Below are 24,353 nucleotides of genomic sequence, written 5' to 3'. Positions count from 1 at the left end.
ACGCCCTCAACCTGTCGCCGGTCTGGGAGGACAGCGTATGGCGAATGAAGCTCGTTACCTGGTCGGGGAATCGTTAGACGATTTGGCGGAAGGCCTGCGCCCATTCATCGAGGTCACCTTCGCTGAGCAGTTGCCGGGTGGCCCCACCTGGGTGCAGGTCATCGCCGAGAAGGATGCGTTGGCCGGGCGTCCGACTACCCATCACCACACGAACGACATCGGCTTGATGTTGCGAGTCATCACGGAGAAGTTGGGGACTCTCGGCTACCCCTTTGACCGACGCCTTTCGCGGCAGGCCGTGAATTGGGCGAGCGAGCTGCGAGAGGTTCGAAATCGCTATGCGCACCAGGCCGAGTTCACCGCAGCAGAAATGTATCGAGCACTCGACTCAGCCGAGCTGCTACTGCGCGAGATCGGGGCTGACGCGGAGGCGTCGCGAGTTGCCGCCCGCAAACCTGTGGTGATGGCCGCTCTGTCTGGCACCCAAGCGAAGCCACTCCCGATGCCCCCGCCGGCACGGATGTCACCGAAACCCGGGCTGGAGCAGAGCCAGTCGGCCGTGCCTGCAGTTCACGGTTTGCCGGTCGCTCCCGCACCCGTCACCGCACCGGACTCGGGGGAGCAAGGCTCGATTCCGGCTCCTCCCACTCGCCGCAGCCTGCGCGAGGTTCATGAGCCCCAGCCATCCGCGCCGCCCGCGCCGCCGCAACCTGTCGGACTTGCGCAGCTGGCGATCGAATCCGTTGCCGAGCTGAGCTACGCCGTCGCCCATGCGCGCATCGTTGCGGTGCAAGAGGTGCGGATCGCATACGACGGTCCAGAGCTTCGCGGTGCTTCCCTCGAGATCGAGGCGACGTGCGCGACGGGTTCGCTCGGAGGGCCCAAGATCGTGTTGCTCGATCTGGCACCTCACGGCACGGTTGTAGTGACCGCGCCTGACCTGCTCATGCTCGATCCCGGATCGATGCTCGCGGTCGATACGCAGCAGCCCGGTCAGATCCGCGCAACCCTGCGTGACTCGAGCGGTGTCGTGATCACCCAAGTTGCAAACGACGTCATTGTGCTCGCGGCGAATCAGTGGATCGCTCGCGAGCTGCACCTGGGGCTCGAACTTCTGGCATCTTTCGTTCAACCACAGGCGACCGCTTTGGCACCGGTCCTCCAGGCCGCTTCGGATCGCCTCGGCGAGGCAACAGGTCGATCCGACCTCGACGGCTATCAGAGCGACAATCCCGAACGTGTCGACGCTACGGTCGAATCCATTTGGGATGCGGTCAGGTACGGCGACATTCGCTACGCTGAGCCGCCCGCGAGCTGGGGAATCTCGGGGCAGAAGGTGCGGACTCCGCACGAAGTCCTGGGTGATCGTCTCGCCACCTGCCTCGACACAACCGTCACCCTTGCTGCGCTCCTCGAGCAGGTCGGCATCAACTCGACCCTGTGGTTGACCGAGAACCACATTCTCCTCGGCTATTGGCGTGAAGACGCAACGCTGGGCGACCCCGCGACGACAGACATCGAGGAGGTCATCAACCTTGCCGAGTTGGGCAAGATCGGTCTGGTCGAGACGACTATGGTCACCGGCGGTGAGGCATCCCGGTCTTTTGAGGATGCGCGACGAGCGGCTCGAACATACCTCGTTGAGCGACGGCACGAGGTCTTGGGGATTACCGATATCCGCGGAGCGCGCGAGAATGCAATCCTTCCGCTGCCCAGCCGTGCACGTAGCGAGACGGGCGAGGTTGTCGTCACGGAGTACCGGCTGACCGAGACCTCGTCGATGGCCCCTTATGTTCCTGGCGAAACTACTCGCTCGTCGGCCGGCCGCCCGGTGCCGCCCCCTCGGGTTTCGCAGTGGAAGAACAAGCTGCTCGACCTCACGCTGCGGAATCGCCTCATCAACTTCACTGATCGAGCGGGCTACGCCCTCGCGGTGCCGGGCGATGCTCTTCCTCGTCTGGAAGACATGATTAACGACAAGCAGAGCATTAGTCTGCTGCCGTCCGACGGCGTGCCCCAGATCGCGCGAGAGCGAGGCATCCGGTTCGGTCGCGATCTCGATCCAACTAATCGCGAAGCCCTCCTGGCCGACAAGCGCCAGGCGTATCTCTCTGACATCACCGCGGCGACCTACACCAACCGCTTGCGCGCTCTCGCGAGCAAGGCGAAGACGCTGGTGGAAGAGACCGGCGCGAACAACCTCTATCTTGCGTTCGGGACGCTTCGGTGGACCTTTAACGATCGGGAGCTCACGTCGCCCCTGATCCTCGTGCCCGTCACGCTCGAGAGCGTTTCGCGAGGCCAGTCCTTCAAGATCGTTCTGGACGAGGCGGGGGCATCGACACCAAACTACTGTCTCCTTGAGAAGCTGCGTGTCAGTTTCGGCCTCGAGATTCCCGGCCTCCAGAATCCCGCTGAGGATGCTTCCGGCATCAACTTGCCCGAAGTCTTTAACGCTGTCCGCCAGTCGATGATCGACGCGAAGCGTCCTTTCGTCGTTGAGGAGTCAGTGCATCTCGCGATCCTGCAGTTCGCGAAGTTTCGCCTATGGAAGGACCTCGACGACAACTGGGAGCAACTGCTCGGCAACGAGCTTGTTCGCCACCTCGCTGAGTCACCCACCGACGCCTTCGTCGAGTGGGCGCCCCGGCCGGTCGACGTTGACCTGGACGTGTTGGCGACACAGGTGCCTGTGTCGGCCGACTCATCACAGCTTGAAGCCGTGGCCGAAGCGGTCGCGGGCCGGACCTTTGTACTCGAAGGTCCTCCCGGTACCGGCAAATCGCAGACGATCACGAACCTGCTTGCACGAGCGCTCGCAGCCGGGCGGCGCGTGCTTTTCGTAGCCGAGAAACGTGCAGCGCTCGATGTTGTGAAAGCGCGTCTGGATGCAGTTGGTTTAGGCCCGTTCTCGCTGGACCTGCACGACAAGGGCGCGCGCCCGATGGCGGTGCGGGAGCAACTACGAAAGGCGCTCGAGGCGCAGGCGCGCCCCGATATGGCTGCGCTCAACACCCAACGAGAGACATCCGAAACGAGCCGTGGGACTCTTTCGAGATACGCGCAGCGTCTGCATGAGCCGAATGCCGCGGGCTACTCCCTGTATTCGGCGCGAGCACATCTACTCGCCGCGCCCGAAGACGTGGTGGCACTCGATGTGCCTGCTTCGCTGGCAAGCGGAGGCACCGGGCAGGACTTCGACGAACTGCGTTCTGCCCTGAGATCGCTGGCCGCCGTGAGTGATCTGGCTCGGCCCGCCGAGCTACATCCTTGGGGCTTCGTGGACATTGCCAACGGGCAGCGCGTGGACGCGGTGGCGGTGCACCAGGCGGCTCAGGAATTCGATGGGGCTCTGGTGGGTGCATCGGAGGAGCGGGTGCCGGGGGACATCCTCGCGCACGTCAGAAGACCGGAGCAGCTAGACATATGGGCCAAAGTCGCCAGAGCCCCTCGGTATTCGCTCGACGCGATTGACTACGCGGCGGCGCCGGTAGGCGCTGCCGAGATAGCACGACTGCGTGCCGACACGCTGGCGTTGGCTCCCGGTTCAGGATGGCTGACGTCGCTAGATGCCCGCGTCGTGGGGCGCGACGTTGCGAGCGTTCATGCCGCGGCTGTCGCCGCCGACGAGTCTTCTTTCTTCGGGCGGAAGAAGCGTCGTCGCGCCGTTCTCGAAATGATTGCGCCCGACCTCGTCGTCGACAAGTCGACGATTTCTCTCAAGCAACTGTCGACGATCACCGCCGCGGTTGTGGATTCTGCCTCACGTATGGCGACGGTCAGGAACGGGTTCCTTCAACTTCCTGCGCCTCTTATCGATAGCGCTTGGAATCCGTTCATGCCAGGTGCTGCCGACGCAATCGTCGTTGCGGTCGACGACTTGGCAGAGACCGCGCGCCTGCTTGGTTCCGACCTCTCGCCAGCGGGTGACCTCCGAGAAGATCTCCGTGGTTACTACGCCACGACATCCTCGGAAGCGCTTGCGGCGGAACGGATCGGTGCTATCGCCGAAGCGTGGCGCGCTCTGGTGGCACAGCCACACTCTGGCCCTGCCGACGGATCCCCTCAGGATCGGTTCACGACCTGGGCGGGTGACGTTGGTGTCATCCCCGCCTGGGAGCAGACCCGCGGCGCTCGTAACGTCGTGACCGCCGAGCCGGTGACTCTCAATCGCTGGATCGGTCTGCTCGATCACCTCGAACCGCTGCGACGAGCTGGAATGACCGATGCGCGCGCCGGGATCCTGGCGGGCCGGGTGGATGCGGACGATGCTTCGCTTGCGTTCGACAAGGGTCTCGCTGCTGCGTCGATCGAGGAACGCGAAGAGGCGACGGCGCTCTCGTCGTTCGATCCCGTCGCGCACGATCGGGCGATCACTCGCTTCACCGACAGCTCATCGGCGATACGCGACGAGCTTCCGCGCGCCATCCCGGCGGAGATTCTGAGTCTGCGCAGATTCGACGCCGCGTTCGATGGTGGCGACATGGGAGCCCTCAAGCGCCAGTTGGCGCGTCAGCGCGGGGGCGACAGTGTGCGAGCGCTGATGGAGAAGTACGGCGACCTGATCACGCAGATCGCGCCGTGCATGCTCATGAGCCCGGAATCCGTCGCACGCTTCTTCCCGGCGAGATCAGGCATGTTCGATATCGTCGTCTTCGACGAGGCATCCCAGATTCGCGTGGCCGACGCCGTGGGTGCGATGGGCCGCGCGAGATCTGTGGTCGTCGTGGGCGACTCGAAGCAGATGCCGCCGACCTCGTTCGCCGAGATCAGCGTCGATCCTGAGGACGAACAGGAATCGGCGGCGATGCCGGTCGCTGACGAAGAGTCGATCTTGACGGAATGCACGCAGGCACGTGTCCCGAGCAAATGGTTGTCGTGGCACTACCGGAGTCAGGACGAGGCGCTGATTTCGTTCAGCAACCACCACTACTACGACAGCAGGCTGTCGTCATTCCCGGCGCCCGTTCGCACAGTCGACAGCGTGGACGTGGCGGCTTCCGGTGCCGGTGAAGCTTTGCGCGTTGACCACGGGATCTCACTCGTGCGAGTTCCCGGTCAATTTGCGCGCTCTGGCGGTCGCGGGGTGTTGCGCACCAACAAGGTCGAGGCAGAGGAGATCGTTCGTGAGATTTCTGAGCGATTCGCCCGCTCGGCCGACGAGACGCCGTCCCTCGGCGTGATCACGTTCAACGTGCAGCAGCGGGATTTGATCGAGAACATGCTGCGCGATGCCCCGGACGAACGAATCGGTCGTGCGATGGACGAACGGGACGGGCTGTTCGTGAAGAACCTCGAGAGCGTACAGGGCGACGAACGCGACACCATCCTCTTCTCCGTCGCGTTCAGCGCGAACGACCGCGGGATGCTCCCGTTGAACTTCGGACCGCTTTCACGCGCCGGTGGTGAGCGTCGTCTCAATGTCGCCGTGACGAGGGCGCGCCGACAGGTGATCCTGTACTCGAGCTTTGACCCCGTCGACCTCCGAGCCGAGCAGACTTCATCGCGTGGAGTCAAGGATCTGAAGGCGTACCTCGAGCTCGCGCAGCGCGGGACCGAGGTACGCGACGATTCCGCGCTCCGTGAGGCCGTGAACGATCGGCACCGCGAAGACATCGCGACTGAACTGAGATCTCGCGGGGTCGTTGTCAGGACGGACGTGGGTCTGTCGGACTTCCGCGTCGATCTCTCTCTGGCGTCGGCGACTGACCCAACTCAGCCGTTGGTGGCTGTCCTGTTGGACGGCGAGGGTTGGCGCTCGCGTCGCACAGTCGCCGACCGTGATGGGCTACCCGTGGAGGTACTCCGCGGGCTCATGCGCTGGCCGGCGGTCGAACGTGTTTGGCTACCGGCCTGGCTGCAGGAGCGCGACGCCACCGTCGAGCGTCTTGTTTCTGCGGTCACCGTTGCGGCAGAAGCGCACGCGGCAGATGAGATTGTCACTAAGCGCGATGTGTCGGCCGCGCCGATCGGAGTGGACGGTGCGGCTGCATCGCCTACCGAGCCATTGGAGAGTCCTTTGGTGCGGGCATCGGCGGTTCTGGAACCGGTAGCTCGAACTCTGGTGTCGACGTCGCCAGTCGGTCGGTCACGGCATCCAGATCTTGTTGTGTTCGATCCGTGGAGGCCGCCGTATCTTGGGGGTACTGACGTCCTTGACGGGCTTCCTGGTGCACTTTCCGCGCAGCGCGTCAGGGCTGCGCTGCTCGCGGCTATCGAGCACGAAGGACCCATCGCTAGCGTGCGGCTTGCAAAGCTCGTCGCGGAAGCGTTCGGGCTCTCGCGAGTTCAAGGCTCTCGCGCCACCGCGATTCTCACGCAGCTCTCCGCCGCCTATCTTCGATCAGTTGATCCCAGCTTTGTCTGGCCTATGGGCATCGAGCCTCGCTCGTGGCATGTCGTCCGGACGAGCGAACCCGGAGAGGGGCGCGCGCTCGATCACGTGAGCCTCGTTGAGATCGCGAACGCCATGGCCGTGGTCGCCCAGCTCAGCGGAGGCATCGGTGAGACCGAGATTAAGCGCGAAGCTTTGTCCCTGTTTGGAGGTAAGCGTCTCACGGAGCAGATATCTGCGCGCTTGGATCAGGCTCTGGAACTTGCGCTCGCGCTGAACAGACTCGTGCGGATGGGGAGGGGCTCGTTTTTGGCGGCTCCGCGCGAGTCGTAGCTCGTTGGTGTTGTCCGCGAGCTAGTAGGGCAGTGCGGTTCAGGTACGGAATGAATCTGGAGGAGACATAGATGGCACGCGGATTTGCCGTGATTGACCTGGAGACGACCGGGCTCTTTCCCGACCGCCACGACCGGATCGTCGAGGTGGCGATCGTTCATGTGTCGCCGAGTGGCGAGATCGAGGGCTCGTGGGAAACGCTGGTCAACCCGATGCGCGACATGGGTGCCCAGAAGATCCACGGCATCGGCGCCGCTGCCGCTTCCCGAGCGCCAGAGTTTGGCGCCGTCGCGCCGAGCATCGCGAGTCTGCTGCGCGGACGAGTGCCGGTCGCGCACAACGCCAGCTTCGATGCGCGCTTCTTAGAAGCCGCGATGACACAGACGGGGGAGTGGTGCCCCGATCGCGACTACTGGATGTGCACGATGCAGCTAGCAGCCACCTTCTTGCCCGGGCGCCGCAGCCTGGCGGATTGCTGCGGGGCGATCGGTGTGACTTTGGAGAACGCGCATCGCGCATCTGTTGACGCGCTGGCGACTGCCGGTCTTCTCCGCGCCTATCTCAGCGCAGGCCAAGATCGGGCCTGGTGGGATCAGTGGCTCGCGTCGACGGATGACTGGCCGCATCCGGTTGAATCGCCCGTCGGATGGATGCCGCGTGAGGCGGTTGACGTGATTCCCCGGTCGGTGCTCGAACGCCTCCACGTGCTGGTTGCCCCAGCTGAAGATGATGGCGCACTGAACCTCGACTATCTCGCCATGCTCGATCGCGTGCTCCTTGATCGCCACATGTCGCTCACGGAGGCTGATGCGCTCCTTCGCTTCGCACAAGACATGGGATTCGCGCCGACAGCGATCAAGCGGATGCACCGGGCGTATTTCGATGGGCTGGCCACGGCCGCGTGGGCCGATGGCGAACTCAGTGCACGCGAATGGGACGACATACAAAAAGTCGGGCGACTGCTCGAGATTGATGCGTCCGAGATTGAGGCTGCTGCGGCGGGTCCCGGGCCGGTGGCTCCGGCGCTCACCACCGGGTTCCGACTTGTCGCTGGCGACACTGTTGTGATCACGGGAGATACCCGACGCGACCGCTCGGAGTGGTTCGAGATCCTTGGCGAACTTGGGCTCGTTGCCAAGGACAACATGGTCAAAAGCGCGAAGGTGCTCGTCGCCGCGGACCCTGATTCCATGTCTGGCAAGGCCAAGCAGGCCCGTCAGTACGGCATTCCGATCATCACCGAGGAGAGCCTCGAGCGGCTGGTGGGCCTGGACTAGGTGTTCTTCCGTACGACGACATCGTTGCCACCATGTCGGCCAGGACGTTGACGCGCACGAGCGATATACGCCGCGTTGCCTGAGGGGCGTTTCGTCTCGCTGCGCTCGCTCAACGACCGGGGGAGGTGTGCACGGCCGGATCCGGTCGATCGAAGCGCGTGACCCGTATCCTGTGACCGCGTTCGCTCCGACAGTGCTTGACCGCACCGCGATCGCTCGCGCTTGCGAGCAGCATGGCGTCGCTCGGTTGTGCTTGCGGCGACGGACACCTTGGCGATCATTGCACTGGTGACATTGGCAGCATGGTTCCCCTCGGCCGATCCGTGGATCATGGTCATCGGCACGCCTATTGTCATTGTGGGAACAGGGCTCGGAGCGAACTTTGTGCAGCGGTGCAACGCAGCCAGGCGTCGCGAAGGCGGATAGGGCGAGGCATCCGCTCGGCTCGGGGCGGGGACGGGTGCGTCGCTTCGACAGGCTGAGCGACCGTTGGCGGGCTCAGCGATCGTGAGCGTCCGGTGACGTCGTCTGGTTCGCGGCGGATGTCTCGGTCAGGCGTTTTCTATCGACGCTCGCTTGCGCTGAAGCGCCGACGCAGGCTCTGCCGGGTCACGGGGTCCTGCCAGATCGCCCACGCCGTCGTGGCGAGGGCGCCACCGCCGACGAGCAAGAGGATGATCAATGCCGTCATGGGTGGAACTCCTTCGTGGCGGACGTGCAGGAACTCGTCCCCTCCAGTATGCAAAAGTCGCAGCGCGAGCAATAGGCGTATTGGGTTGGGTAGGTCACTTCGACAAGCTCAGTGACCGCGTTGGGTTGAGCGTTTCGGCTCGCTGCGCTCGCTCAGCGACCGGCCCAGGCACGGACGTGGTGGACGGTCGCGGACTTCGGGTACGAGCCCGAGGGCGTTCCGATTTCGAACAGGTCGATCATGAGGAACAGCGGATAGTCCGGAGCCTGAGGCATCCGGCGCACGACGAAGCCGTCGCATCCGATCGTCGTCTCGCCGTCGCCCCAAATCGCGGTCCAGGTGTGCGGTTGGCTCGCGTCGAGAGGCACCGTCACCACGGCCATGTCGGTCGTCAGTCGAGGATCGTGGTGCGCCTTGATTCCAGAGCGCGCGGTCGTGGTCGGCCCGATTGCGTCGGCGTCGATTTCGAAGATGCAGATCTCGCCCGAGTCGGCGGGGGAGAGGTGCTCGGTGGCGACCAGCCAGGCCGCGAGCATGCACCCGGTATCGCGACTGGCGGTCACGGTGATGTCGACTTGCCCGCCCGAGGGTGCGAAGAGAAGCCGCTCGGGTGTCTCGGTGCGGACGAAGAGCTCGTCGGTACGGTGGCGGTGGGCGCCGCGCACGGACCCGCCGGGGCCCGAGAAGGTACCGGTCTGCAGGTTCGATACGCGCAGCGGTGCGTCTTCGGTGCGCCAGTCGAGTTGGTCCTGTTCGATCCGCAAATCGATGCCGCCTGGCGTGAGGCGATACCGGGCTTCGGATCGGTCGGGCGTGGTCCAGCGCGGTAGATAGTGCGGGATCCAGCGCTCCGCCGACAGTCCGGCCGAGAAGTCGTCGTCGAGATCGGGCGCCCTGTCCGGCGGCGGGGGCAGCGGGTCGCGAAACACAGGCATGCGCGATGATCTCATGCCGTGAGGGCTGATCCAGATGAGCGGCTGGTGGCGGAAGCATCCGGCGTCGCGGGGGCTTTCTAGAGGACCCGTTCCATAAACGAGACATTCGCGTCAAGACTGATACATGAATCTGCGGAACCGTTCGAGGACCTCACCTCCGCGGTCGAAGTGGCCGTCCTGGCGCTCGGACGCGGGTGTTCGACAGCATCCGGAGCTTCTTCCCCCAGAACGCCTGTGACGACGCTCCCGCTGAGAACCGCGTCACGGCTGTGGTCCACGGCTCCGTCGCGAGAGACGACTCAAATCTCGACTCGGACGACGACCTGCTTGTGGTCTATCCCGACGGGTTAGGCCGAGGGGCGAAGTATGTGCCGCGACGGTACAGCGCGAGCCGCGAGGGCGGTGAGCCGAAGCATCCGCGGGCTTGCTCGATAGAGTTCTCGCACACGAAGCGGAGGCAAACATGAGGCTATGGCTGGCGATCGGCGTGATCCTGTTCGGCATCGTCACGATTGGGGCGGGCGCGGTCGCCATGTATGGGCACGCGATCATCGCGGACGAGACCGGAATCAGCGGTTGGAACCCGGCCCTGTGGCTTGTGCTGTTCGCGGGTGCGGCCGTCTTCTTGCTCGGAACCGTGCAGATCGCGGATGCCGTGGGCTCTCGTCCGGAGCGCCCCGAGTAGGTCTGGGGGTGCGGTGTGGCTCAGCGCCCCCGCACCTTCACCGTAATCACCTGGCCGACGAAGATTGCGGCGGCCACCGCGGCGGCGACGACGATCGTGAGCGGGTCGTTCTGGATCTTCAGGATCGTGAAGGGGATCAGGATCGCGAGGTCGAGCACGATCGTGAGTACCGGCAGCCAGAGCGAGGCATGGATCTTCTCGCGCAGGCGCCGGATGACGCCCCACTGCACGGCGATGTCCATGGTGAGGTACAGCAGGGCGCCCATCGAGGCGATCTGCGTGAGGTCGAGGAACGCGGTCGCGACGATCGCGAGACCGGCCGTGATGATCAGCGGTTGGTGCTGCACCTTCGCCGGCAGCGCCGGTGCCTGACGCATGTCTTGCAGCATCGCGTACAGCCGCGAGACGGAGTACAGGCTCGCCAGCAGCCCCGAAACGGTCGCGACCGCCGCGATGGCCACGGTTATGCCCACGCCCCACGAACCGAACAGGGGCTCGGCCGCCTGCGCGAGTGCGTAGTCGCGGGCGTCGGCGGCGCCCTCGGCGCCTATACTCGACTCGACCGAGATCGTGATGAGAAGGTACAGGGCCGCGCAGATCGCGAGTGAGATCACGATCGAGCGGGCGATGTTCTTCTTCGGGTCGCGGATGTCGTCGCCCTGATTGGTGATGGTCGTGAAGCCCTTGTATGCCAGCACGCACAGCGTCGTGCCCGCCAAGAGACCGACCACGTCGGGCGCATCGCCTGAGCTGTGAGCGAAGAGCCCGTCACCCGCGACCGCGGTGCCGACGATTCCGGCGATGGCGAGGACCGCGATGGCGAGGATCTTAGCCACGGCCGTGGTGGTGGCGGATGCCTCGACCAGCCGGTTGCCGAGCAGATTCACGATCGTGGCGGCGGCGATCACGATCACGCCGAGGAGTGGCACGAGCACGACGGAGTCCTGCAGTCCGAAGGGTCGGAGCAGGTAGGTGCCGAATGTGCGTGCGAGCAGGCTCTCGGCGACGACCATCGACACGTACATGAAGAGCGAAAAGGAGCCCGCGATGACGCCCGGGCCGTAGGCATCCTTCAGCAGCATCGCGATGCCACCCGAGCTCGGGTTGACGCTGGAGTAGCGGATGTAGGAGTAGGCGCTCGCGCCCGCGACGATCGCGCCCAGCAGGAACGCGAGGGGAAACCAGTCGCCCGCGAGGCCGGCGACCTGGCCGACGAGTGCGAAGATGCCGGCGCCGATCATGACACCGGTGCCGAGCGAGACCGAGCCAGCGAGCGAGATCCGGGCCTTGTCGTCGCTCATGCGTGCCTCCCTGATCCCTACGTCGACAACCGGGTTCCCGGCGCTGCGTGGGCAACGGTAACGGGGCGGCTCCGCGTTGTGTACCCCCTTGACACGATCAGCCTTCGAACTTCGTCAGCGAGCTTGCAGGTGCCTCGTCACGGCAGAGCCGGAGCGCGGCGGCCGTGAGTCACGCCGGCCGGTGAGCTGGGATCACGGGACGAGCAGTGCCGAATTATACTCACCGCCCGTCAGCAGGGTCGTCGTGTGCGTCCGCAGCTGCGCGCGATCGGTCGAGTCGTCGTGCGCCATCGGCCCCAGCTCGTCGTCCTCGGCTCGAACACGCATCACGAGCGTGTCGCCGGCACCCAGCGTGATCGACGTTGGCCAGATCTCGATGTCGAGCGCGACGGGCGTATGGGGGAGGAGCGCGGCACGATCGGTGTGGCGGTGCACGGGGCGGTAGGGCAGCGAGCGCTCGTCGTCCAGCGTGCGATGGGATGCGCGGAGCCACCCCATCGCGAGCGCGATCGGCCCGCCCTGCGGCGCGATTCCCAGCCGGACGTTCCCGTCCCGATCCTCCACATGAATGTGCAGCATCACATCGACGTCGTCGCCGGTGCTGGACACCCACAGTCGCAGTGCCGTCGGCCCGGTGAGCTCGACGTCTTCTGTGGCGGTGAAGGCGAACTGTCGTTCGCCGTCCTCGGCTGAGTACGAGGTGGTCGCGGCATCTGCGGGTGCATCCCACGCCATCGAACCGTCGGATGCATCGAGGTACAGCTTGCGCCACTCTGTGCGCGCGATCGGCCATTCGTCTTCGTCGCGCCACTGGATCTTGTCGCGTCCGCGGATGGCGAGGCGGACCGGCGCGTCGTTCTCGGCGCCGTTCTGTTCGCCCTCGAGGAAGCGTTGTTGCCGTGCTTTCGCCCACGGCTCGGAGAACGGTCCGATGCGCGTGCCCGAGGTAACGGCTGGCGTACCAGTCGTCGATGAACTCGCGCTTCTGCATTTCTTCGAACAGCAGTACCCGGTGGGATGCGAGTTCTTCCGGAGTCTGGGTGTTGTAACCGTGCTGCTGAGGCGCGATCTGGAGCCGCCACCAGAGCTCCAGGAAGGCCTTGGCGAAGATCCCTCCCTGCCGTCCGAACTCCCGATACGGATCCGTGGATCCCTCCCACGGAATGATCGCGGCCAGGTGCGGGGGGCGCTGCGCAGCCACGAGCCATTGCAGCATGGCGAGCCACGAGATGCCCATGCTTCCGATACGGCCGGTCGACCACTCCTGCACACCCGCCCACTCGATGACGTCGTAGAAGCCGTCCACCTCTTCGGTTCCGAGTAGGTCGAGCCGCCCCGGCGATGCAACGGTGCCCGGCGAGTCGGCCCGCACGATGACGTATCCGCGTGCGGTCCACCACTCCGGGTCCGGGGTTTCCCACACCGCGTCGTCGCTCTGATCCGCCTGGTCGTACAGCGGGTAGCGATCCGGCCAGTGAACGTCTTTGCCGTAGGGGCTCTCATGGTTGCGATCACCGGCCACGGGCCTGCGCCATCCGGCCGGAAGACGTTCACGCTCACGAACTATCCGGCTTGCATGGGGACGTCAACGTTCCGTTCGATGATCACGGGCGATGCCCTCTCGGTTCGGGTGCGAGCACGGTGTGCGGCACCGGGTTGGTCCGGATGCACGGGGTCGGCAAGTGAGACACGGTTGACTCCTTCGTCACGGTCGGGGCTCGGGGCGCCCGCGGGTGGCTGCGTGGTGATCCCTCACGCCGTGGCCACCCGCGGACGGAGCGGCATGTGCCGCCCGCGTCACCGGGCGGCGACGGGCTCCGCATCCGGTAGTGCTGGTTCTTCGTAGCGACCGCGGTTGATGCTGATGTCTTCATCGAAGCCTCGAACCACTGCTGCACGCAGGATGCCCTCCTTCTCCTGGGCATCCGGACCGGGAGCCCTCACGACAAGGCTCCCGTGAACCGGGTGTCGCGGTCAGGGGCGAACGTCCCATCGTCACGGGAGAATTTCCGGTGAGCGGTGGTGGGCTGCACCGTAATCTCGCGAGTGACCCTTGTTCCGAGCCCAACGAACCGCGGCCTCGAGTCCGCCTCCGACCGGCAGACACCTGCAGTCGCGCGGTTCACCCCTCGTAGGCAAGGACCGTCATCATTCCCGCCTCGGCGTGGTAGATGTTGTGGCAGTGTGCGGCCCACACTCCCGGGTTGTCGGTGTCGAACTCCACCACGAGTTTCGTGCGCGGCAGGACGATGGAGGTGTCCTTCCGCGGTCCTCCTTCCGCGTGCTGGTAAGTGTGGCCATGCAGGTGAAACGGGTGCCACATGTCCGTGTCGTTGGTGACGGTCAGTTGCACCCGTTCTCCTTGGCGAACCCCGAGTGCGCCGGCGAGGGGAGACTTCGCGTCGAAACGGCGTCCGTTGATCCCCCAGTCGTACTGTGCCATGGAGCCCGTGAGCGAGATGGTGAGTCTTCGGGCGGGGGAGGATGGCGCAAGCAGCACGTCTGAACTGGCCGTCAGTCCGGACGCGTCTCCGACTTTCCGTGCCAACTCTGGGACTTCGACGTCAGCCGGAGGGGCCGACCCCCCGCCTGTGCGCACTATGGCGAACGCCCGGTCCTGCTTCCCTTCGGCTTCCGCCACCATGGGGAAGACGCCGTCGGCGAGGGTGACCAAGACGTCGTACCTCTCGCCCATCCCTAGGAGCAGGGTGTCTACGTCGCGCGGCTCTACCGGGAACCCGTCGGTGTGCGTCACTGTGAGGCGGTGCCCCCCGAGAGCGAATCTGAATGCGGTGTCGCTTCCCGCGTTGATGATGCGGATCCGCACCCGCGACCGGGGGGTCCCGCTGAACACGGTCGGATCGGCCACCGGCTTGCCGTTGATGAGGTAATAGGGGTAGTAGACGTCTCCGGCGTCCCCGCCGAGGAGGTCCGAGGTGGCCCCCATCAGCATGTTGCCCATCCGCATGGGCATGCCGTCCATCCCCATGGCGGACATCCCTCGGCCGAGTTCGGCCATCACCTGTTCAGGGGTCGTAGTGACGCCGTCCAGCCAGTCGTCGAGAATGACGACCCACTCGTCGTCATAGGAGAGCGGCTCATTGGGGTCTTCGACGATCAGCGCCCCGTAGAGGCCGTGGTCGAGTTGCGGACCGACGTGCGGGTGAAACCAGTAGGTGCCCGGGTGCGGGGCGATGAATTCGTAGTCGAAGGTGCGTGCTGGCTGAATCGGCTTCTGGGTCAGCGGGGGAACGCCGTCCATGTCGTTGCGGAGTGCGAGTCCATGCCAGTGCACCGACGTCGGGTCGTTCAGCTCGTTCCGCACCCGCGCGCGCAACGTGTCGCCCGCGCCGACCCGGATAACGGGGGCCGGAAGGCTTCCGAAGGTCCAAGTGTTGGCGGTCACACCGGCAAGGTCCAGCGAGGAGGCGGCGGCAACGAGATCGACGGTGGTTGTCCGTCCGGTGCCTTTCCTCACCTTCTCCTGCTCACCGACGGCAGGGCTGTCCGAGCGGAGGTAACGGGGGTCTGTTGTGCATGAGGCAAGCAACAGGCCCGCTCCCGCTCCCCCGAGCAGCACCGCTCTGCGGCTCAGCGAGTTGCGCCCGCCGACGCCGGTGTGGCCAGCCCCTTCCCGGTCGGCCTGTGCACGGAGCTCGACGGTACTTCTCGAGTCCAGTTCGTGGTCACCCATCACTGTTCCTGCGATTCGTGGCTCGCGGTGTCCAGGAAGTCCTGTCGCACGCCGAGTGTCTGATCGGTCAGCCGCATCGAGCCAACGGCGCTGCTCTCGCCGGTCAGGGCGCGGATGGCGTCGATGTTCTCCGGGATGACAACCGCCTGGTTGTCGACGGTGTAGGTGTAGAAGAGCTCGTTGCCTTTAACGGTGAGGATGTCCGCCCACAGAGCCACCTCATACATGTCGCCGCGCCGGCGCCCGATATCCCGCATCAGCTCCTGCGTGCTGTTGAGCGCAACTATGCCGTCGGACCGGCGGACGAGGGCGATGCGGGGCATGGCGCGGAACGCTGCGAGGACCTCCTCGGTGCTGGCCTCGCGGGTGAGCTCGACTGTCCAGAAGTGCGCGTGGTTCTGGACATGGGAGCCCTTGGCCGCGATGGTCACCACATCGAGGTCGGGGATTACGGTCTGGGCGTCGGGGCCCTGGTGGCTCGGGATCCTCGCTTCCGGCACGACGGTGTTCATGATCCCGGAGTGGTCTGATTCCCACGGGTCGGTGGCGCGGCGGATCAGCACGCCACGCGCCCTGGAGAGCAGCTCCGCTTCCTTGAGTGCCGACAGGGTGCGGACCGTCGCAGTCGTGTTGCAGGAGACCACGCGCGTGGTGTCCCGTCCGACAGCGGTGCTGTAGTTGGCGGAGGCGACGAAGGAGTGGCCAGTCAGGCTGTGCTTCTCGCCGCCCTGAAAGATCGCCTTGACGCCGTGCTCACGGTAGTGGGCGAGGTTCGCGGCGCCGATGCCGGCCGGGGTGCAGTCGACCACGACGTCGACCCCGTGGAGGAGGTCGTGCAGTCCGCCGGCGAGCGGCACCCGTGCACCCATCTCGGGCGCCTTGTCCTCCGACGAGCAATAGATGGGAATTCCCATGCCGACTGCTGCCGTAACCCGGTAGTCCGAGATGACGTCGCTGACACCGACAAGCTCCATGTCGGGCTGCACTCGCACAGCGTCCGCGATCCGCTTGCCGATCACTCCGTAGCCGTTGATCGCGACGCGTACCTTCTTGGGCATGTTTTCTCCTTGAATCGTGGTTCCAGAAACCGGTTATGGATGTGACGGTCAGGGCCGAGGGCCCCGTCGGCGCGCTTTCCAGGTGAGGGAGGTGCCGAAGGCTCGGGTTCCGTCGAGAAGGGTCGCGGCGTGCACCTGGCGGATCGACGCCGAGGCGAGCGGTTCGAGGTCGAAGGATGAGAACTCATCCTCCGTGCTTCGTCCGACCTCGGTCTCCGCAATGATCCGGATCACCTCGGAAGGGGCGGGGGGAGCGTGGTCCTGCCGCTGGGCCAGCTCGATCTGGTACTCCGGAGGCACCAGGTCCGAGCGGGTGGAGAGCAGTTGGCCGAGCTTGATAGAGGCGGGCCCGAGCTCCGTCAGTGCGATGCGGAGATGCTCAGGGTTCGTGTACGGCTCCTCACGGTGATCATGGCCGAGGAGCGCGCGCTCGAACGGGAGCCATCTCTGCAGGCCGATGACACCCACGAGGAAGCCGAGTCCATGTCGGGCGAGCGTCTCCGCGATCTCCCGATAGCGTTCCGCGTGACTTGTCACGCCTTCTCCTGTCGCTGGAGCCCTTCGGGCTCACCGTTCCTGGAATCGGCCGGGAGGTGGAGTCTAGCGGGTGCCGAGAGTGGATGCTCCCAGCGGTCTCCCGGTCTCAAGGTCTTCTCGATGCCCTGGATGCATACCCGGACAGATCGCGCGGAGCAGTGGTGCAGACGCAGGCGGACGCTGTCTTGGGTGATGTCGACATCGATGGGCTGGTTCCGGTAGCGAAGGTGGAAGGAGGCCGCGGGAAGCTCGCTGGGGAGCAGAGGGTGGAGCCGCAGAGTGTCTGCCCGGGTCTCCACACCCCCGTAGCAGCGGATCACCATGTCGGCGGTGCCCGCCATCGCCCCGAGATGGATGCCCTCTCGAGTCGTGCCGCCCTGCGTGTCCGCGAGGTCGGCTTCCAGCACCTGCTCAAACAGGGACCACGATCGGGCTCGATCAGTGCGTGCGAGGACCCAGCTGTGGACGAGCCGGCTCAAGGTGGAACCGTGACTGGTCCGGGACAGGTAAAAGTCGACGGTCTTTGGGATCGTCTCGGGGGAGAGCGGGTAGCCGAGGCGCGCGAACATCGTCTTCAGCTCCTCGGCGGGGAACAGGTAGAACAGCATGAGCACGTCCGCCTGCTTCGACAGCCGGTATTTGTTGGTGCTGTCGCCTTCGGCCGCGAGGATCAGGTCGAGCCGGCCGATGTTCTCGTAGCGTCGGCGGTACTCATCCCAGGGGAACTCTTGGAGCCGCTCGTACCCATCGAACTGGCTGATCACGCCGTCGGCATGGAACGGGACACGGAGCCGACGACCGATGTGGTCCCACTCGCGCATCTCCTCGTGGGTCACCTCGAGGCGCTGTCGAAGCGCTGCGGCGTCGTGATGAGCGAGGAGGGTCAGAGCGTCGGCAGCTCGTGCGAGGGTCCAGGATGCCAGCACGTTCGTGTAGGCGTTGTCGCGGACCCCTGCGCCCGGTGCTCCGGGATAGCCGTCGTGGTACTCGTCGGGGCCCATCACTCCCGTGATGCTGAACCGGTCGTCGGCGCCGTCGTAGGCGGCGCTGCTCGCGAAGAGCCGGGCCACCTCGATGAGGATCTCCGCTCCGACGTCGGTGAGGAACTCAAGGTCCTGCGTTGCCTGGTAGTACTGCCACACGCTGTATGCGACGGCGAGACCGACGTGGCGCTGGCGTCGGGAGTTGTCCGGCATCCACTGCCCGCTGCGTTCGTTGTACAGCTGCGACGGGGTCTCTTCCCGCCCGTCGCTCCCGCTCTGCCAGGGGAAAAGGGCGCCGCGCAGTCCGACCTCCCGTGCCGCGGCTCGCGCCTCCCCGAGCCTGCGGTGCCGGTAGAGGAGAAGTGCTCGCGTCAGAGCGGGGCGGCGGAGGGTCAGGAGGGGGTAGACGAACAGCTCGTCCCAGAAGATGTGACCCCGGTACCCTTCGCCGTGGAGGCCCCGGGCGGGGACGCCGGCATCCAAGTCGGCTTCGGCAGAGGCGGTGCTCTGCAGGACGTGGAAGGTGTGCAGGTTGAGGGCGAGGGACTGGCGGTGACCGGTCTGGAGGACGACGCCGAACCGGTCCCACATCTCGCTCCACCTGCTCACATGCACGGAGAGCAGGGCGTCGAAATTTCCCACGCGGCGGATGCGGTGCGAGGCGTCCAGGAGGGGAGTGGAGAGGGCACGGTCCCGAGAGGTGGCAACCGCAGCGACCTTCTCGATCACCACCGGTGCCCCCGGAGCCACTTGGACGTGGAATTCGAGACCTGCCGACGCTTCGTCGTTGATGTGGACACTCCCGGACAGCACTCCGGACGGGTGCAGAGAGGTGCGGGCGGCAGTGGCGACGGTGATGCCGGACTGAATCGTCCTGCTCTCCAGCAGCACCGTCCACTCGTCCAGATGGTGCGATATCCCCGGCGTGAAGTGCTGGGTCTCCAATCGGCGGTCCGCCGCGACGTTCGTGTTGCGGGAGCGCCCGTCGATCGAGGAGACCACGCGGAGGTCTCCGTGCCAGTTCTCGGCCTGCACCGTCATCCGCAGTGCCGCCAGGTGCGGTTCTGCCATGGACTGGAACTGCTCGGTGGTCACCGTCGTGATCCGTCCCTGCTGGTCGCTGTGCCGCATCGTCCGGGTGAGGACGCCGCGGCGCAGATCCAGCTCCTGGCGGTAGCCGACGAGGTCCGCGGATGAGGGGTGCAGTGCCGTCCCGTCCGGGGATTCCACGAGGAGCGCCGTCCAGTCGTGGGAATTGACCAGGTGCTCCGTCTCGAACGGGCCCCCCAACCCTTCTGTGACGACGCGGTTGTAGACCCCCGCGAGGTACGTACCCGGGTAGTGGACGGCGTCCGGGACGCTTCCGGGCACCGCTCCCCGAGTCGCCCAGTAGCCGTTGCCGACCGTGCACAGCGCTTCCCGGGTCCCCTCGTCCGCCGGATCGAAGGAGTCGTAGGCAAGCAGCCACGGGTCGGACCCCACCGGAGTGGAGCCCGACGGTGCGGGAGCCTGTACGAGGTTCGGGAGGGGCAGGCCCACCAGCCGAGGGAGGGGCGGCCTCCCGGCGCTGGCCGGGCGCCCCCCCTCCACTGTGGGTGAGGCGCCGGCCGTGGTGTCGGTCATCTCTGAAGCTCTCTCGTCGGCGGGGTTCTGCGGTGTCTCGGCGAGGTCATCCGCCGACCGGTACCGGCTCGCGCGAGGCTGCGGGAGCCGCCGCGGGCTGAGCCGCGGCCGGCAGGCGGAGCCGCTTCAGGAGGAGCGCGTTGACGGCGACGATGAAGCTCGACCCGGACATCGACAGCGCCGCGATCTCGGGGCTCAGGGTGAGCCCGATGAACGCGAACACTCCGGCGGCGATGGGCAGTGCAATGGTGTTGTAGCCGACGGCCCAGCCGAGGTTCTGCCGCATCTTCCGCAGCGTGCCCTTGCCGATGCGGAGGGCGATCGGAACATCCAGCGGGTCCGATCGCATCAGGACCACATCCGCCGTCTCGATGGCCACATCGGTGCCCGCGCCGATGGCGATGCCCAGGTCGGCCTGCGCCAGTGCCGGTGCGTCATTGACGCCGTCGCCCACCATGGCGACCTTCCTGCCTGACCTCTGGAGCCGGGCGATCTGCTCCGACTTGTCGCCGGGCAGCACCTCGGCGATGACGGTGTCGATGCCGAGCTGTGCGGCGATGCGCTTCGCTGTCGCCTCGTTGTCTCCGGTCAGCATCACGACCTGGATGCCGGAGTCATGGAGTGCGGCGACCGCCGGTGCGGCGGTCTCCCTCGCCGCATCTGCCATCGCAATGACTGCTGCCGCGCGGCCGTCGACGGCCACCAGCACCGCCGTCCGGCCGCTGGCGGCCAGCCGGTCTCGGGCGTCGGCGAGCTCGCCGAGGTCGACCCCCCGGCCGCTCAACAGCTTGCGGTTACCCACCAGCACTCGCCGCCCCTGCACCTCGGCTGACGCACCGTGGCCGGGGACGTTTTGGAAGTCGGACGCGGACAGCCGACGGGCTTCGCGCTTCTCAGCGTGGCGGACGACAGCTCCGGCCAACGGGTGTTCGGACTCCCGCTCGACCGCCGCGACCAGGGCGAGGAGCTCCCGCTCGTCGATGCCGCTGACCACCACATCGGTGACCTCCGGCTCGCCCTTGGTCAGGGTTCCGGTCTTGTCCATGACCACGGTGTCGATGCTTGCGGAGGTCTCCAGCGCGGTCGCGTTCTTGAACAGGACGCCGCGCTTCGCGCCGAGGCCGGTGCCCACCATGATCGCTGTCGGTGTCGCGAGGCCCAGCGCGTCGGGGCAGGTGATGACCACGACGGTGATGGCGAACAGGAGCGCGGTGGGCACGGACCCGGTGAGCGTCAACCACACGAGGAACGTCGCTGTGCCGCCCAGGATGGCGACGAGGACAAGCCAGAAGGCAGCCCGGTCGGCGAGGCGCTGACCTGGCGCCTTGGAGTTCTGCGCTTCCTGCACCAGAGCAACGATCTGTGCGAGAGCGGTGTCTGACCCGACTCTGGTCGCGCGGACCCGCAGGGTGCCGGTCGTGTTGATGGACGCGCCGATGACCTCGGCGCCCGCTGACTTCCCGACCGGGAGGCTCTCTCCGGTCACCATCGACTCGTCGACGTCGGACTGTCCGTTCTCGACTCGGCCGTCGACGGGGATCTTCGACCCAGGTCGGATGAGCAGGAGGTCGCCCACCTGCACCTCGGCGGTGGGCACCTCGACCGGTTCGCCGTCCCGGATGACGAGTGCCGTCGACGGGGCGAGCTCCAGGAGCGTGCGGATGGCCTCGTTCGCTCCGCCTCGGGCTCTCATCTCGAACCAGTGACCCAGCAGCACGAAGGAGGCAAGGATGGTCGCTGCTTCGTAGAAGACCTCTCCGCCGCCGGTCAGGGTCACGAAGAGGCTGTAGAGCCAGCCGGCCCCGACCGCGATGGACACCAGGACCATCATGTCCAGGGTACGAGCACGAAGCGCGCGGAAGGCGCCGTCGAAGAAGATCCAGGCCGAGTAGAAGACGACGGGCAGCGACAGGATCAAGGCGAACTGGTCGTCGCGTAGCCCGAACGGGGCGGGAACTCCGAAGCCGAGGACATCGCGACCGATCGGTGACCAGAGCGTGACTCCGAGGGAGAAGACCACGGCCACGAGGAAGCGGTTGCGCATATCTCGCACCATGTCTGCCATCGACATCCCAGCGTGGCTGCCGCCGTGGCCCATGACGTCGTGGGCCGAGTGCGTCACGGGCTGGCCGTGGCCGCTGTGCCCGGTGTGTGCGCTGTGATCGGGTTGGGTGGGGCCGGTGTGGTCGGGCTCCGCGGGGTGGCCGGTGTGGTCGGGCTTCGCGGGGTGGCCGGTGTGGTCGGGCTTCGCGGGGTGGCCGGTGTGGTCGGGCTTCGCGGGGTGGCCGGTGTGGTCGGGTTCCGCGGGGTGGCCGGTGTGGTCGGGTTCCGCGGGGTGGCCGGTGTGGTCGGGTTCCGCGGGGTGGCCGGTGTGGTCGGGTTCCGCGGGGTGGCCGGTGTGGCCGAGTCCGGAGGTGTGTCCCGTGTGTCCGGCGTGGTCGGATCGGGAAGGTCGGTCCTGCATGATTCTCCTCTCGGAGCGCGAGGCGACTGTCGTCGCCGGCATCGAACGGCCTCCGGCGGCTCGATGGCGTTCCACTCTTGTCTGGTCTCTTCTGGCTCTTGCAGGTGCGACGGTAGCTGCGGAATCCGTGCTGCAGACAGGGCCGTTGGTCCCTTTACCGCTGAGGCGTCGTGCCCTAGCTTTCAGTCATGCAGAGGAAACAGTTGGGATATTCCCAGGCGAATCAGGTGATAGTCCGGCCTCGCGGCGCTCACGGAATGAGGATGTGGACGGGCCTCGCCGTCGTCCTCTTGGCCGTGGCCGCTCCAGCCCAGGGGGCGTGGGCGGACGGAGGCGAAGCGACCGATGAGGGCTACGTCATGGTCCAGGGGGCGCTGAGCTTCCTCGCCAACGACCCACGGGAGCTGGGGCAGCAGCAGGCTCTCGCCATGGTCGACGACGCGCTCGCGGCCGAAGACCAGGACGGCGTCGATGTCGCCGGACTGCAAGAAGGAAAGTCCGCGCTCGAAGCGGGACAGATCGGGGACGCCCAGCGCCTGCTCCAAGATTCGATCAGCGAAGCCGTCGCCAACCTGGAGCCCGCCACCGGTGACGAGAGCGGAACGGGCGTCGTACTGCCGCCCCTGGCATCGCAGGGAGCGGTGGTCGGCTTCGACTGGCTCTTCCTCGCGGTCTCGGCTCTCGCGCTGCTCGCCGGGGGGGCGCTGACCTATCTCTTCCGGCCCCACGAGACTCTCAGGGAGCTCCGCAGGGACGTGCTGGCGGCTCAGAACGTTGTTCGCTCCGACCACGGGGCGATGACTGGAATGGAGGTGCGCAATGGAGACCCGACTCGCTGATCGAACCGGTGACCGAACAACAGATGCCGCAGGGCGCCGCGCGCCGGGGTGGGTGCGCAAGGGCTGGGGATGGGTGGACGAGCGCCTCGGCATCAATGCCCTGGCCTACCCCGTGCCGGAGCACGCGAACCGGATCGCCTGGACACTCGGCGGTGTGACGGCGGTCGCGTTCGCAATCCTCATTGTCACCGGCATCGTGCTGGCACAGTTCTACTCGCCGATGCCCGAGGTCGCGAACCAGTCGGTCCGGGAGATCGAGACGGGCATCTGGGCCGGCAGCTTCTTCCGGGGCGTGCACTTCTGGGCTGCCCAGGCAATGTACGTCACGGCCTTTCTGCACCTTGTGCGGGTCTTCCTGACGGGCTCCTTCAAGAAGCCGCGGGAGGGCAACTGGCTGGTCGGGGTGGCCATGTTCGGCCTGATCACCTTCGCCATCTTCACCGGCACGGTGCTGAAGTGGGATCAGGAGGGCTACGAAGCCCTCGGCCACAACATCGAGCTGGGCGGCCTGCTCGGTAACGCAGGCTTCTGGTTCTCGCCCGGCTTCTCGGAGCAGGTGCCGATCCTGCTGCGCCTCTATGGCGCGCACGTGGTCATCATCCCCGGCATCATCCTCGTGTTGGTGATCCTGCACTTCCTGCTGGTGAAGCGGCACCACATGTCGCCTCACCCGTCACTGCCGGTCGGTGAAGTCAGCGAGCAGGCAGCCGCAGCCGAGCCCACCGAGCCCTTCACCGGACACCTGCGCCGCCTGGTCTCCCTCGGCATCACGCTCGCGGGCATCCTCGGGGTCCTGGCCGTGCTCCTTCCGGCCCCGCTCGGGTCGAGCCCCGTCCCGGGAATCGAGGTGACCAAGCCGCCGTGGATGTTCTGGTGGCCGTTCACCCTCGAGAACTGGTTCGGGGTTGCAGCCATCGCGTGGGGACTGATCGTGTTCTTCGTTCTCCTGGCCCTGGTGCCGTTCATCGAACGGGGGCCGGAGCGGTCCTGGCGGAGACGACCGGTTCCGATGATCGCGGCGGGGGTCGTCGTCGCGATCCTGATCCTGCTGACCATCCTGATGGCCGTCACGCCGACCCAGACGCACCTCTGATGGGCGCAGCCAGAAGCGCTGGAGCGGCGAATCCCTCGCCGCTCCGGCGGGCGCACCAGTCACTCGCGGTGCTGACCGTCGCAGCCATCCTGCTCGTCGGGGCGGCATCTGCGCTGGCCAATGCGCAGCCCAGCCCGCTCGTGGGTCTCGGCTTCGGCGTGATTGCGACGCTCGCTGTTGCTGCCGTCCTGCTGGCGGCCCGCGTGACCATCGCCCTGGAGCGCGCTCGGCGGAGAGTGCTGCCGCCCGCCCCCGCCCGTCCCGTATCGGCACCCGTGATGACTCGCCTCGTGAGCCGCACTGGCCTTCTGCCGGGCAGGGACCGGGACTGAGCTACACGGCTCGGATCGCCGGCCGGTGGGGGGGGGCAAGCGCGCGCCGAGGGACCGACGCAGCGGTGCCGGCGGCCGGGCGGGACGTTCGCCCCTGCCGGGCATCCGGCCGCCGCTGCACGATGAGAGCTCCACCGAAACGCGCGGAACTCGCCATGACATGTCTCCTGCTCG

Annotated in this window: 17 protein-coding genes and 1 pseudogene; 7 read left to right on the top strand and 11 right to left on the bottom strand. The window is 66.3% G+C overall.

The window, feature by feature from the left end:
• Positions 1 to 37: 37 nt before the first annotated feature.
• Both ACT9TC_RS01845 and ACT9TC_RS01840 read left to right on the top strand, forming a co-directional pair.
• Positions 38 to 6,667 (top strand): DUF4011 domain-containing protein, encoded by a 6,630-nt coding sequence (locus ACT9TC_RS01845; protein WP_458041759.1) that lies wholly within the window; start codon positions 38 to 40, stop codon positions 6,665 to 6,667.
• A 71-nt stretch (positions 6,668 to 6,738) separates the two neighbouring features.
• Positions 6,739 to 7,944, top strand: coding sequence for an exonuclease domain-containing protein (locus ACT9TC_RS01840; RefSeq protein ID WP_458041758.1), 1,206 nt, complete (start codon positions 6,739 to 6,741; stop codon positions 7,942 to 7,944).
• A gap of 562 nt (positions 7,945 to 8,506) precedes the next feature.
• On the opposite strand, the gene ACT9TC_RS01835 is transcribed toward ACT9TC_RS01840, so the two are convergent.
• Together ACT9TC_RS01835 and ACT9TC_RS01830 are read right to left on the bottom strand one after the other, a co-directional pair.
• Positions 8,507 to 8,635, bottom strand: a complete 129-nt coding sequence (locus tag ACT9TC_RS01835) for a hypothetical protein (RefSeq protein ID WP_458041757.1) — start codon at positions 8,633 to 8,635, stop codon at positions 8,507 to 8,509.
• A gap of 152 nt (positions 8,636 to 8,787) precedes the next feature.
• Positions 8,788 to 9,570: a hypothetical protein gene (locus tag ACT9TC_RS01830; protein ID WP_458041756.1), complete on the bottom strand. Its 783-nt coding sequence runs from the start codon at positions 9,568 to 9,570 to the stop codon at positions 8,788 to 8,790.
• A 194-nt stretch (positions 9,571 to 9,764) separates the two neighbouring features.
• Between ACT9TC_RS01830 and ACT9TC_RS01825 the strand changes: the two genes are divergently transcribed.
• Positions 9,765 to 10,037, top strand: a complete 273-nt coding sequence (locus tag ACT9TC_RS01825; protein WP_458041755.1) for a nucleotidyltransferase domain-containing protein — start codon at positions 9,765 to 9,767, stop codon at positions 10,035 to 10,037.
• Positions 10,034 to 10,255 (top strand): hypothetical protein, encoded by a 222-nt coding sequence (locus ACT9TC_RS01820; RefSeq protein WP_458041754.1) that lies wholly within the window; start codon positions 10,034 to 10,036, stop codon positions 10,253 to 10,255. The genes ACT9TC_RS01825 and ACT9TC_RS01820 overlap by 4 nt, the downstream gene beginning before the upstream one ends.
• Before the next feature lie 20 nt (positions 10,256 to 10,275).
• Here ACT9TC_RS01820 and ACT9TC_RS01815 read toward each other — a convergent pair whose 3' ends face one another.
• From ACT9TC_RS01815 to ACT9TC_RS01775, 9 genes and pseudogenes are all read right to left on the bottom strand, one after another.
• Complete coding sequence (locus ACT9TC_RS01815; RefSeq protein WP_458041753.1) at positions 10,276 to 11,556, bottom strand: APC family permease; 1,281 nt, start codon at positions 11,554 to 11,556, stop codon at positions 10,276 to 10,278.
• Positions 11,557 to 11,748: 192 nt separating this feature from the next.
• Complete coding sequence (locus ACT9TC_RS01810; protein WP_458042983.1) at positions 11,749 to 12,489, bottom strand: CocE/NonD family hydrolase C-terminal non-catalytic domain-containing protein; 741 nt, start codon at positions 12,487 to 12,489, stop codon at positions 11,749 to 11,751.
• Positions 12,490 to 12,589: 100 nt separating this feature from the next.
• Positions 12,590 to 13,078: pseudogene (locus ACT9TC_RS01805) on the bottom strand (CocE/NonD family hydrolase); the annotation flags it as partial.
• Positions 13,079 to 13,353: 275 nt separating this feature from the next.
• On the bottom strand, positions 13,354 to 13,500 hold the full coding sequence (locus ACT9TC_RS01800) for a hypothetical protein (RefSeq protein WP_458041752.1): 147 nt from the start codon (positions 13,498 to 13,500) through the stop codon (positions 13,354 to 13,356).
• A 178-nt stretch (positions 13,501 to 13,678) separates the two neighbouring features.
• Positions 13,679 to 15,250 carry a multicopper oxidase family protein gene (locus ACT9TC_RS01795; RefSeq protein ID WP_458041751.1) on the bottom strand — a complete coding sequence of 524 codons (1,572 nt, stop codon included), beginning with the start codon at positions 15,248 to 15,250 and terminating at the stop codon, positions 13,679 to 13,681.
• Entirely contained in the window at positions 15,250 to 16,308 is a 1,059-nt protein-coding gene (locus tag ACT9TC_RS01790) for a type II glyceraldehyde-3-phosphate dehydrogenase (protein WP_458041750.1), read from the bottom strand. Before ACT9TC_RS01790 ends, ACT9TC_RS01795 begins: the two co-directional genes overlap by 1 nt.
• A 48-nt stretch (positions 16,309 to 16,356) precedes the next feature.
• Positions 16,357 to 16,845, bottom strand: a complete 489-nt coding sequence (locus ACT9TC_RS01785; RefSeq protein ID WP_458041749.1) for an AarF/UbiB family protein — start codon at positions 16,843 to 16,845, stop codon at positions 16,357 to 16,359.
• Positions 16,842 to 19,367 (bottom strand): glycoside hydrolase family 65 protein, encoded by a 2,526-nt coding sequence (locus tag ACT9TC_RS01780; protein WP_458041748.1) that lies wholly within the window; start codon positions 19,365 to 19,367, stop codon positions 16,842 to 16,844. The genes ACT9TC_RS01785 and ACT9TC_RS01780 overlap by 4 nt, the downstream gene beginning before the upstream one ends.
• Before the next feature lie 130 nt (positions 19,368 to 19,497).
• Complete coding sequence (locus ACT9TC_RS01775; protein WP_458041747.1) at positions 19,498 to 21,915, bottom strand: heavy metal translocating P-type ATPase; 2,418 nt, start codon at positions 21,913 to 21,915, stop codon at positions 19,498 to 19,500.
• Positions 21,916 to 22,178: 263 nt separating this feature from the next.
• Here ACT9TC_RS01775 and ACT9TC_RS01770 point away from each other — a divergent pair, with 263 nt between their 5' ends.
• Genes ACT9TC_RS01770 through ACT9TC_RS01760 form a run of 3 tightly spaced genes read left to right on the top strand, consistent with a single transcriptional unit; the run spans position 22,179 to position 24,179 of the window.
• On the top strand, positions 22,179 to 22,754 hold the full coding sequence (locus ACT9TC_RS01770; RefSeq protein ID WP_458041746.1) for a hypothetical protein: 576 nt from the start codon (positions 22,179 to 22,181) through the stop codon (positions 22,752 to 22,754).
• Positions 22,735 to 23,847 carry a cytochrome b gene (locus tag ACT9TC_RS01765; protein ID WP_458041745.1) on the top strand — a complete coding sequence of 371 codons (1,113 nt, stop codon included), beginning with the start codon at positions 22,735 to 22,737 and terminating at the stop codon, positions 23,845 to 23,847. The genes ACT9TC_RS01770 and ACT9TC_RS01765 overlap by 20 nt, the downstream gene beginning before the upstream one ends.
• Positions 23,847 to 24,179 (top strand): hypothetical protein, encoded by a 333-nt coding sequence (locus ACT9TC_RS01760; RefSeq protein WP_458041744.1) that lies wholly within the window; start codon positions 23,847 to 23,849, stop codon positions 24,177 to 24,179. The genes ACT9TC_RS01765 and ACT9TC_RS01760 overlap by 1 nt, the downstream gene beginning before the upstream one ends.
• Positions 24,180 to 24,353 lie beyond the last annotated feature (174 nt).

The sequence above is a fragment of the Microbacterium sp. HM-570 genome (assembly GCF_054165885.1).
Note: the sequence above shows the minus strand (reverse complement) of the source record. Positions and strands in the feature narration are given on the sequence as shown.

Excerpts from the sequence above, each read along its gene's own strand:
- ACT9TC_RS01815 (WP_458041753.1), bottom strand. The coding sequence starts at position 11,556 with ATGAGCGACGACAAGGCCCGGATCTCGCTCGCTGGCTCGGTCTCGCTC.
- ACT9TC_RS01760 (WP_458041744.1), top strand. The coding sequence starts at position 23,847 with ATGGGCGCAGCCAGAAGCGCTGGAGCGGCGAATCCCTCGCCGCTCCGG.
- ACT9TC_RS01765 (WP_458041745.1), top strand. The coding sequence starts at position 22,735 with ATGGAGACCCGACTCGCTGATCGAACCGGTGACCGAACAACAGATGCC.
- ACT9TC_RS01830 (WP_458041756.1), bottom strand. The coding sequence starts at position 9,570 with ATGCCTGTGTTTCGCGACCCGCTGCCCCCGCCGCCGGACAGGGCGCCC.
- ACT9TC_RS01775 (WP_458041747.1), bottom strand. The coding sequence starts at position 21,915 with ATGCAGGACCGACCTTCCCGATCCGACCACGCCGGACACACGGGACAC.
- ACT9TC_RS01835 (WP_458041757.1), bottom strand. The coding sequence starts at position 8,635 with ATGACGGCATTGATCATCCTCTTGCTCGTCGGCGGTGGCGCCCTCGCC.
- ACT9TC_RS01845 (WP_458041759.1), top strand. The coding sequence starts at position 38 with ATGGCGAATGAAGCTCGTTACCTGGTCGGGGAATCGTTAGACGATTTG.
- ACT9TC_RS01790 (WP_458041750.1), bottom strand. The coding sequence starts at position 16,308 with ATGCCCAAGAAGGTACGCGTCGCGATCAACGGCTACGGAGTGATCGGC.
- ACT9TC_RS01770 (WP_458041746.1), top strand. The coding sequence starts at position 22,179 with ATGTGGACGGGCCTCGCCGTCGTCCTCTTGGCCGTGGCCGCTCCAGCC.
- ACT9TC_RS01840 (WP_458041758.1), top strand. The coding sequence starts at position 6,739 with ATGGCACGCGGATTTGCCGTGATTGACCTGGAGACGACCGGGCTCTTT.
- ACT9TC_RS01795 (WP_458041751.1), bottom strand. The coding sequence starts at position 15,250 with ATGGGTGACCACGAACTGGACTCGAGAAGTACCGTCGAGCTCCGTGCA.
- ACT9TC_RS01820 (WP_458041754.1), top strand. The coding sequence starts at position 10,034 with ATGAGGCTATGGCTGGCGATCGGCGTGATCCTGTTCGGCATCGTCACG.